Source organism: Candidatus Equadaptatus faecalis (assembly GCA_018065065.1).
Classification (GTDB): Bacteria; Synergistota; Synergistia; order Synergistales; family Synergistaceae; genus Equadaptatus; species Equadaptatus faecalis.
The window spans coordinates 1-10993 of sequence record JAGHTZ010000099.1 but is presented as its reverse complement, the minus strand read 5'-3'; the positions used below and the strand labels follow the sequence as shown (position 1 = coordinate 10993).

Genomic DNA, 10993 nt, shown 5'->3' with positions numbered 1-10993 from the left:
GACACTGGATTCTGCGCTGCACTTCGTGCCCGCAGAAAGACTAATAAAAAGGCAGAAAGACAAGATAGTAATTGTTTTTCATGGTAATTGTATTTTATAGTCATTGGTTCTTCTGGTAATTGTTTCTTATAGTCATTGGTTTTTTGGGTCATTGGTTTTAATATTACACAACCTCATATAAGTGTAATCTAACAAATAGAAAAAGCAACAAAGCAGCAAAATTCAAAATTCTCTAAAGGGAGAGGATAACAATGTTAAGAACAAAACTCAGAAAGGCAGCGGCGATACTGATGCTCGTGTCGTTTATCTTCGGCACGGCAGCGCCGGCGATGGCGGTGGCATGGATAACAAATGATGGATTAGGCTACACCCCGATATCTAAGACCGTGGCAGCGTCCAACACAAACACATACAATTTTCTCGGACAAACCTGGAAGGTGTGGAAAACAGATGGCAGCAACGTCTATTTCATAACATCCGACATCATACCCCATGGTTCTGGGATGAGTGGTGAGGGTTATGTACATTTTAACGATAGCGGAACCATCGATAACTATTCGCAAGCAACAATACGCAATCTTGTCCATGATCTGCTTGAGACTAACATGATAAATCTTTCCAACAGAGACATGAGCGCAATAAACAAGCTTTCCTGGGCAGTCATCTCCGGCGGTGCCGGCAGTGTGTCGCAGAATCTTATACTGAACTCTCCGACAGAAGAGCACGGGGTGGGCACAGACCACCTGTATCTTCTTACAAAAACTGATGCAGAGACCATGCCGGTGCAGGATATACTCAAGTCCGCTAGTGGGATCAATAATTGGTGGACGCGGACGGGGGGGGGAGGAACTGTTGTTGTGTTTTCCCAGAAAAGTAGCTATTCCTGGTATAACTCCAAAGGCTGGGCATTTTTGCGTCCCGCTTTGACAATCAGTCTCAAATCTCCTCTCTTCTCCGCTCCGCTTTTCAAAACTATCTCTGAAGGCGGCAAAAGCTTAGTAAACGCAGGGGAAGGTTTTACACTGTCGAAAGTCACCCCCACAACCTACAAGCTCACGGTGGTGGACACAGCCCTCGCACAACCGACCATAACCAAGACAAGCGTTGCCAGCGGCTGGGACGTCAATAAACTTGCGGCGGCTGCTGTGTCAACCACCGGCAAGGTGATGAATATAGACGATCAGGATGGAAGCGAAAGACTGCTTGTAACCTACAGCGGGGCAAGTACGGGAAGCGGCAAATACCTCTCCGCCGTGCTTTACGACGACGCGGGAACAATGCAGAACTATGCCAAGGTTGCAAGCACGGCATCGTCAGGAAGCGGCACCGACGTGAAAATTCCGATTAAGAACCTTGCAAACGGCAGCTACAAGGTGAGTTTCTTCAGCGAGCTCCCCTACGGAGATAATCAGGTGGACTACGGCTCACAGCTTACCACTAAAACTTCATTCACAAAAACAGGCGTGGAAGGAGAGGTAATAAAAACACTGGAGGCAACTTATGCAGCCTCCGGACTGACAGCGAACATTTCAAACGATCTGGAACTTATTTTTGCAAGTACAAGTGGCCCGTATGACACAAACGTAAGCATAGCGGACAGCAAAAAAGGCAGAATCACGGCAGCGTCAGACGGCACAACGCTGACCGGAAATGTTTCCGTAGGCAGCGGCGGCACGCTGACAACAACAAATGCGTTCACGTTCAAGGGCGCGGACAATCAAATAAAAGGAGTGCTCAAAGGCGGTGCCATCACAATAGGCGGAGGAAAAACAACCGCGAGCAGTGCGGCAAGCATAGAAAACGTCGTTACTGTAAGCGCCGGCACGCTGGAAGCGGATGCGAGAGCTCTGAAAACCGCCGTAACAAACAACGCGACAGTCAACCTCACCGGCGGCACGCTTGCGGCCGGCAAGACAATCACCGGCACAGGTACAACAAACATCACCGGAGCTGAAGTAACAGCGAACGCGAATATCGGCACGGCAATATCGGTTGGCGCAAGCAAAAAACTCACGATAGCAGCGGGCAATGTCGGCGGTAACGTGACAAACAACGGCACCGTTAACCTTGACACCGGAACTCTTGAAAAAGAAATATCCGGCACGGGCGTTACGGGCGTAATAGGCACCGTGACGGCGAACGCGAATATCGGCACGGCAATATCGGTTGGACTAGGTGGACACCTCACGATAGCAGCGGACAATATCGGCGGAGATGTAAACAACCTCGGCGCCGTTAATCTTGATAGCGGAACTCTTGAAAAAGAAATATCCGGCTACAGCGGCACGACAAACATAATTGGTGACGTGACGACAAACGCAAAAGTTTCAACAGAAACAGGAAACTACACGGTCGGCGAGTCGGGCAATCTGACAACCAATGCGGATTACATAGGTACAAGCCTTACGGTCAACAACGGCGGTATTGCCAACCTCACCAGCGGCACGCTTGCAAACGCCATAACCAACAACGGTACGGTGAACGTGACAGGCAGCGCCGGCACAGACACAAGCGCACAGATAGAGAACAACACAACGCTGACACTGAACAGCACGGGAACAGTCAGCGGAGCCGTAATCAACAACGCGGGCGGCACGTACACGGTAACAGCGGGTACGCAGAGCGGCGCAGTCACGAACAAAGCGCTGCTTGAAGTGAACGGCGGCGCGCTGACAGGCGGCGTTGCCAACACGGGTACGATAAACGCTGCAGACGTAACAGCGCTGCAAAGCGCGGTAACCAACACAAACGGCACGCTGAACCTGAACGGCGCCGGCGCTCTTAACTCAGCGGCGGTCATAACTGGCGGCGACGTGAACGTGAACGGCAACGTGAACGCGGCGGCGGCGAACTTTGCCGGCGGAATGGAGCTTGCGATAGGCAGCGGTCTGCAGCTTGCCCTCAGCGGAACGGGTACGCTTGGCAGCGGCATAGCGCTTCAGGGCACTCCGGGCACGTCTAGCGGCATACTGAAAAACGAGGGCACGCTCACCGCTGAAACAGCGCTTAACTACAAGACGGTCAACTCAGGCACTCTCACGGTATCGGCAGCCAACGTCAAAAACGCTGTGGACAACACGGGCGGCACGCTGAACCTCGGAGCCGGAGACCTGAGAGCGTCACAGTACGCGGTAATCAGCGGCGGAAACGTCAGCCTCAACGGCGAGGTAAAAGCGGCGCAGGCGAACTTCGGCACGGAAAACAAAGTCGCGAACCTCAGCGTGGCAGGGACGGGTATGCTTAACCTTGTCAGCCGTACTGACGCCGCAAGCAAAACAGACAAAATAGAAATCAGCGGCAATTTCAGCGCGGTAGCAGGCGCGGGAATAGGGCTTGACGTTGACCTCTCCGGCTTTTCCAACACGGAAATCGAGATAGCAAACGCGAAAAACGTCGATTCAAGCAAATTTGACTCCATTAAGGCGACGGGCGCAAGCGGCGTTCTGAAACTCGGAAGCGTCAACGTACTGAATGTTCCGACAACAATGTCTATCGGCGCCTACGGCTATCTGAAAGTTATAGACACGGGAACGACGGCAAACACAGTGACCTTTGATGAATCTGTAACTGTCACAAGCGAAGGCGCGAAATATGACTTTGAACAGGCAAAAGACAGCAGCGGCGCGGTCAAAAACGGCTATCTGCAGGTGCTGAAAAACAACGGCTACACGCTGTACGAAGTTGTCACGAAAAATCACGGCTATACAACAGACACCTATGACCTCGGCAAAGTCAAAACCTACGCGATTATCAACGGTACGTGGACGGCAGACGGGGCAACGGGAGCGTATGACAAAATTGTAGAAGGCGGAACGGGCACGGCGACAGGCACACTTGGAACTCTTGGCGCCAGAACGGGCGACCCGAACGAATTTACGATACAGGCAAACGGCTATGACTACAAGGTCGGAAGCACGCAGGCTGTTACCGGTATAACGGTCAGTTCAGGGACGCTGAGCCTTGTGAACGCAGGGGAAATCAGCGGCTGGAGCGATTACGTTGCGAACAACGCCGGAACGTTCAACCTTGACGGCAGAACGGGAACAAACACAACAACGCTTAAATCTGAAATTAAGGGAACGGGAACGACAAATCTCACCGGCAACGTTGCTGTTGACACAGGCGGCAAGATAACGCAGGGACAGCTCAACGTCGCAACAGGCGCGGCGCTCAACGCCGGCGCGGGCAACCTTGTGATAGGCACGGAACTTAACAACAGCGGCACGCTCACGCTCACGAACGGCACACTCAGTTGTGCAACAAACGGCATAACGGGAACGGGCACGACGATAATCAACGGCGACGTTATAACGACAAACGCGGTAACGCAGAACGCGCTCACGATAGCAGACGGCAAGAGTCTTAACATGACCGGCTCGGGCAATCTCACTGTAACAAGCGTTGTGGACAACAAGGGCACGCTTGTCATAGACGCGGACGAACTGAAAAGCAATGTCAAGAGCGACGCGGATACCGACGAGGTGATACTCAACGCCGGAACGCTTGCGGACGGTTACACGATTACGGACGGCAAAATCACGGCAAACGGCGCGGTCAGCGCGAACGTCAACAGTCTGAAAAGCGTCGGCGGCATCATAAACAACGACACAACGGGACTTACCCTCACCGGCACAGGCAGCCTGTACGACAACATCAGCGGAGCCGCAGGCAAAACGATAATCGCCGGAACAATAGACGGAAACGGCAAAACCATAACGCAGGCCACGCTTGAAATAACGGGCAGCCTGACGAGCAAAGCGGACAAACTTGCCGTCAGTACCAGAATTGACAACAGCGGCACGCTCACGCTCACGGACGGCACACTTGCAACGGCAGCAAACGGCATAACGGGAACGGGCAAAACAATAATCAGCGGTGCGGTAACAACAGCCAACGCCATAACGCAGAAAGATCTTACGATAGAAAACAGCAAGAGCCTGACCATGACAGGCGCAGGCAAAAACCTCGCCGTAACAAACGCGGTGGACAACAAAGGCACGCTCACAATCGGCGCGTCGGAACTTAAGAGCAGCGTAACAAACAACGGCACGGCAAACGTGACGGCGGGCACGCTCGGCGAGGGTTACACAATCAGCGGCGGCGACGTGAATCTCACAGGCACAGAGTTCAATAATACGAACCTTGCGGGCACCGTCAATCTCCATTCAGACGAAACGGCAAACGCGAAGTACCATTTCAACGTAACGGGTGTGAACGGCAATTCCGTGACAATGGATAAAATAACGGTCAGCGGCGCGGCAACGGGCAAGCTCAATCTTGGCACTGCAACGTTTACGGGCACTATCGGTAACCCGGACGACTGGGTTTTAGGAACAACAACGGATGTGCAGTACCTTATCGGCGGCGCCGACACCTCAATAGAAGCAACAGGCGTGACAGCGTTTGACAAAGACGAATACCGCTACACCTTCAGACAGAAAAAGACAGGCGGAACGTTTACGGCGGCAGACTCAACGTGGCTTACCGTAACAAAGAGCTACGCCTACAAGCTTTGGGAAGTTGTAAGAGGTGACAAGGGAGGAGATCTCCCCGACTACGTTCTCACCGGCGACTACGACATCAAAGATGAAGTGCCTACAACAACCCCGACCGAGCTTGGCACGCTTGTGACGTCGGCAAGACCGGACAACAGCTTCACCATAGTGGGCAACGGCTACAAGTTCAGAGACACAGAAGGTACGCGCAAAGGCATAACCGTAGGAACAGGCAGCAACCTCACACTAAGCGAAATTTCAGAAATCAGCGGCTGGAATACTTACGCGGTCAGCAACGCAGGAACAATCAACCTTAACGGCAGAACGGGCGACAACGTAACAACGCTTGACTCCGCAATCACCGGAACAGGAAATATGTACCTCTCAGGCAGCGTTGTTGCCGGCGAAAACGGCAAGATAACGCAGGGCACACTGACGCTGGCTGACGGCGCGGTACTCAATATCTCGGCAGACAGCCTTGAGATAGCGGACGGCACGACAAACTGCGGCACGATCAACCTTGACGCCGGAACGCTTGCTTCGGCGGTAACGGGCGGAACCCTCAACTTTGTCGGTGACGTGGATGCAGACGCGGACTATGTTAAAGGAACAATCAACAACGTAACGGCAGACACAACGCTCACTCTTACGGCGGGCGCGCTTTCTGAGGCTGTAACGGGAGAGGGCAGCATAGCGATAGACGGCGGAGAAGTAACCTCAACAATGGCGAACCTCGGCAACACGGGCACGCTCTCGGTAGCAGCCGGCAGCATTCTCACGCTTACGGACGGAACGCTTAACAAAGCGATAACCAACGCCGGAACGGTGAAACTTAACGGCGCAGGGCTTGGCGGAGCGCACGTAACGGCGGGCACGCTTGAATTTGCGGCAGACCTTGAAACCAGCGCGGACTACGTCGCGGCAGACACAAACGTTGTTGTCGGCGGCAAAGCGCTCAACCTTACGGGCGGAGCGCTTGCAAAGGGCTTAACCAACAACGGCAGCGTAACGGCGCAGAGCGGTGTTGTGATAAACAGCACGGTAACAAACGACGCAGCGACAGCAGAGCTTAAAGAGGGCGCGGAGTTCGGAGACAACGGCAAAATCACGGGCGGCAGCGTAACGCTCGGCAAAGACGTTGTATTCAGCGCGGTTAACGGCGAAGCAAACCTTGAGGGACTGACACAGCTCACCGCAAACGAAGCGCTCTACATCTTTGACGTAACGCTTGGAGACGGAAGCGGCACTCCTTACGTAAAGACAACCATGCTTGACGCAGCCAAGGCTGACGGAATGATAAACCTCAAAAGGGCAACCTTCACGGCAGACTGTGTCACCGCCGGCGACTGGCTTGCAGAAACGAAGCAGATGCAGTACCTCAGCACCGATGCAATCAACGCAGGAAGCACCCTGAAGATTGACAAAAGAATTGTCGGATCCAACGACGGCTACAGATATGTCTTTACCCAGGGACACGAAGACCCCGGCAACGCGGAAAGCACGGTTAAAATCGGTTACATAGACGTGTACAAGGAAGTAGCCTACACGCTGAAAGAAATGGTCAACGGCAGCAGAGGGGAATCGGGAGAAGACAATGAGTTCGTACTGCAGCATGACGATAACACAAGCGTGACGGAAAACCTTGAAGGACTTAACAACGACGACCGCGAAGACTTTACCATAAGAGGCAAAAACACGGCGGGAGACAACTACACGCTCTACGGCAACGGCTTTAACGGCATAGTTGTAGCCGACCCCGGAAACTTCGGCGGAAAAGCGGGCGACACGCTCAACCTTGAAGACATTAAGCTGAACAACTTCAAGACGGTTGTAACAAACAAAGAGGGTGGAATTGTCAATCTTAACAACGTTGTCTTTGAAGCGACGGGAACAATGGACGTTGTCAACGACGGAACGCTCACGCTCAAAGGAAACACGGTCTTTGACAAGGGCGTAACCGGAAACGGCACGATTGCAACGCAGGCAGGCTACGTTCTCAAAGGATATGGCAAAGACGCCACAACAATCGCGGCAAAAACGCTGCGTGGTGCCGGAAACCTTGCCGTTGAAGACGTAACGCTTGCGATAGGCGAAGGCGCGGAAAGCGCAATAGCCGGAGCGCTTGCCTTAAACGGCACGGCGTTGGTAAAAGGCGCGGGCAGGGATGTCACGGCAGTAACGGCAGGCAGCCTTGACCTTTCAGGAAACGTAGCGCTTGAAGACATAACACTCACGTCGCTTGGCGATACAACAGCGGCAGCCGGAACAACAATCAGCGGCAGCGGCGTTGACAGAACGGCGGTAGTCACAAACACGCTTGCGCCGACAGGAACCCTGAACCTCAGCGACATAACGCTCGGCGTTGAGAACCTTGAAGCGGCGGACGGCGCGGCTTACGTTGGCAACGGCAAAGACAAAGCGGTAATAACCGCGCTGAACTTCACGCCGGCAGGCAGCTTTAACGTCAGCAACATAACACTCAACGCGCTGAACGCCGTAACGGCGGCAGACGGAAGCGTAATCACGGGCAACGGCAAAGACAATGCAGTAATAATCACTGACGCGCTTAACGGAGCCGGAAGCGCAACGCTCAAAGACGTGACGGTGGCTGCCCAAAACGGCGGAAACGTGGCAGGCACGCTCACGCTTGACGGCGCGTACTTCGCGTCAGGCGCTGAAACGAAACTTGACGGACTTGTATCGGCAAACGGCGCGGTAAAAGGCAGTTACAGCGTAACGGATACGATTACCGTAAGCGATCAGCTCAGCCTTGAGGGCGATACGGCGGTAACAACGGACAAACTTGTCATAACGGCGGCGGACGGACTGCTGAAAGGCAGGGAGGAAGAAACTGAAACAGACTTCCTGACCACAGCCACAATGACGGCAGCCGGAAACGTAACGATAAAAGACGTGACAGTCAAGGTGACGGAAACGTCAGAGGTTGAAGGCGACGTCATACTGGACGACGGAACGATTGAAGGCGGAGAGGTGATAATTCACGGCGACCTTGAAGCCAAACCTGGCACAATCGGCGGAGACGTAACCGTTGAAGGTACGACAATCGTTGACCCGAAACTTGTCATTGAAGAAGACACGACGCTTCACACGGAAGAAGTTGTCGTGAAGGGACCGGAAGGAACGGTGGAGGGCAAAGACAAGAACACCTCCGTCATTGACACAGGCAAGATAACGGGCGAAGGCGACGTGGTTATCGAAGGCGTAACGACGAACGTTTCCGGCGACGTTGACATTAAGGGAAACCTTGACGTTAAGGATGCTGAGATGAACGTTGAAGGCGACGTTAACGTTGGAGGAAACGTTGACGGCAAAGACTCTGAAATCAACGTAAAGGGCAAGACCACAGTTGAGGGCGACGTGGTGCTTGACAACAGCAAAATTAACTCGGAAGACATAACGATAAAGGGAACGACCGAAACGAAAAACGGCAGCGAAATCAAAGGAAAGGTTACGTTTAAGGGAACTCTCAGCTTCAACCTTGACGGAGAGGAAAAGAAAAACGGCTACGTATTCCTTAAAGTTGACGAAACGGCAGACCTTTCGGGCGTGACGGAAGTGCGGCTTATTCAGACGGACGATTACTACAAGCTGAACAAAGGCGAAACAATGACGCTCATCACAAAGGCAGCAAACTACAAAGGCGAGCCCAAAATTGAGGAAAGAGGCATAAACGGCGAAGAAAACTACAAATATATCTATAGCGTAGGAATTGAAAACTCCGCGCTCATGCTCGGCTACGTTGCCAAGGGTGCCGCGGATCAGACAAAGAGCTTCAGCGAAGCAAGACTCGGCGCGTCAGCGGCGCTCAACAGCGCAAGCGACCTCGTAGCGGGTCAGGCGATAGACAGCGCAAAGGCAGGCGAGTTATGGGAAGCCTTTGCGGCGATGGGCGGAAGCCGCAGCCGTTATGAAACAGGCAGCCACGTTGACCTCAACAGCACAAACGTCGCGGCAGGACTCTCAAAGAAAATAAAAGACAACCTGACGCTTGGCGTCTTTGTAGAAGGCGGAAACGGCCGCTACACAACCTACAACGAATTTGAAACGGGCAACGTGAGAGCGGACGGAGACGTCAACTACTTCGGCGGCGGTGTGTTTGCCAAAGTTGAAGGCAAGAAAACGGCAAAAGGACAGCTGCACGGTGAAGCAAGCTTCAGAGCGGGACATATTAACAGCGACTACAACAGCGAAACGTTCAATCCGGGCGAAAGCACGCGCTTTGACACAAGTGGCGCCTATATGGGAGCGCACGCGGCGGTCGGCTACAAATGGAACGTCAAAGGCGGAAGCAACGTAGATACATACGTCAAATACCTTTGGAACAGACAGAACAGCGACAGTCCGACAATCAAAGACGAACAGTTTGACCTTGACGACATAAACAGTCACAGACTGCGTGCCGGTGTCCGCTACAACAGCAAAGAAAACGCCAAAGGCGTGAAATTCTTCGGCGGGCTTGCCTACGAATACGAATTTGACGGAACAGCCTCGGGACACATGGGAGAATACAGCCTGCTTGAACCGGAATTCAAAGGCGGAAGCGGAATGGCTGAAGTCGGCGTCAAATACGACAAAGCAGGCAGCCCGTGGAAAGCGGAACTCGGCGTAACGGGCTACACAGGCAAACGCGACAGCATAGGAGCGAACCTCAGCGTCTGGTACGAATTTGGAAACGGCGGCAAAAAAGCCAAACCTGCCAAGAAAGCGAAATCACAGGCAGAAGAAAGCACACCGGTACAGACAGCGGGTACGAGAGACTTTGAAGACCTGTTTGGAAACAGACGCGCTGAAATAAAACCGGCAAAAGCAGAGCCTGCGACGGAAGCAAAAAAAGCAAAAGTTCAGGAGCAGCGCAAGACTGAAAAGGTTAGCAGACCGGACAAACCGGATACAAAGAGCGGCGAAATCCGCGGACTGGGAATCCTTGACTCCTCAATGCTGATAAGCAAGTAAGGGAACAAGAGGCGCACTGCGCCTCTTTTCCCAAGCTCCCGTCGAAAGAAGGGAGCTTGGGAAAAGAGTAAGAATGAGCCGGAAGCCGAAAGCAGTAAGCTAAAAGCTAAAGGCAAAAGCAAGAAATCCCCCGTCTTCCTGCGAAAATCGCAGATTTTGCGCAGGAACCAGCGGCTTTACGGGCGCAGCCCGTGGGGTTTTAAAAGAAAAAGACACTGGATTCTGCGCTAAGTCCTACGGACTTCCGCAGAAAGACGAGATTGGAATTGTATTTTATGGTAATTGGTTTTTTTGGTAATTGTTTCTCATAGTAATTGGTTTTTTGGGTCATTGGTTCTTAACAAAGAGGGGTGATACACATGGCAAAGAAGAAAATGTTTTTAGACCTGTTCGGTACGGAGGAAGAGCTTGCCGAACAGGAAGCTGCGGAACGCAAAGAGCTTCAGGAAAAAGCCGAAGCGGTTTCTCTTGAACGGGCAACGCCAGAACCTGAACGCGGCGACACGGTGCTTGCGGCAGGCACA

1 protein-coding gene is annotated in these 10993 nt (G+C 52.9%); it reads left to right on the top strand.

Annotated elements, in window-relative coordinates; genetic code table 11:
• The first annotated feature begins 251 nt into the window (after positions 1-251).
• Positions 252-10469, top strand: coding sequence for a hypothetical protein (locus KBS54_07720; protein MBQ0056008.1), 10218 nt, complete (start codon positions 252-254; stop codon positions 10467-10469).
• Positions 10470-10993 lie beyond the last annotated feature (524 nt).

Bases quoted from the DNA above. Each gene is read 5' to 3' on its own strand.
- KBS54_07720 (MBQ0056008.1), top strand. From the start codon at position 252: ATGTTAAGAACAAAACTCAGAAAGGCAGCGGCGATACTGATGCTCGTG.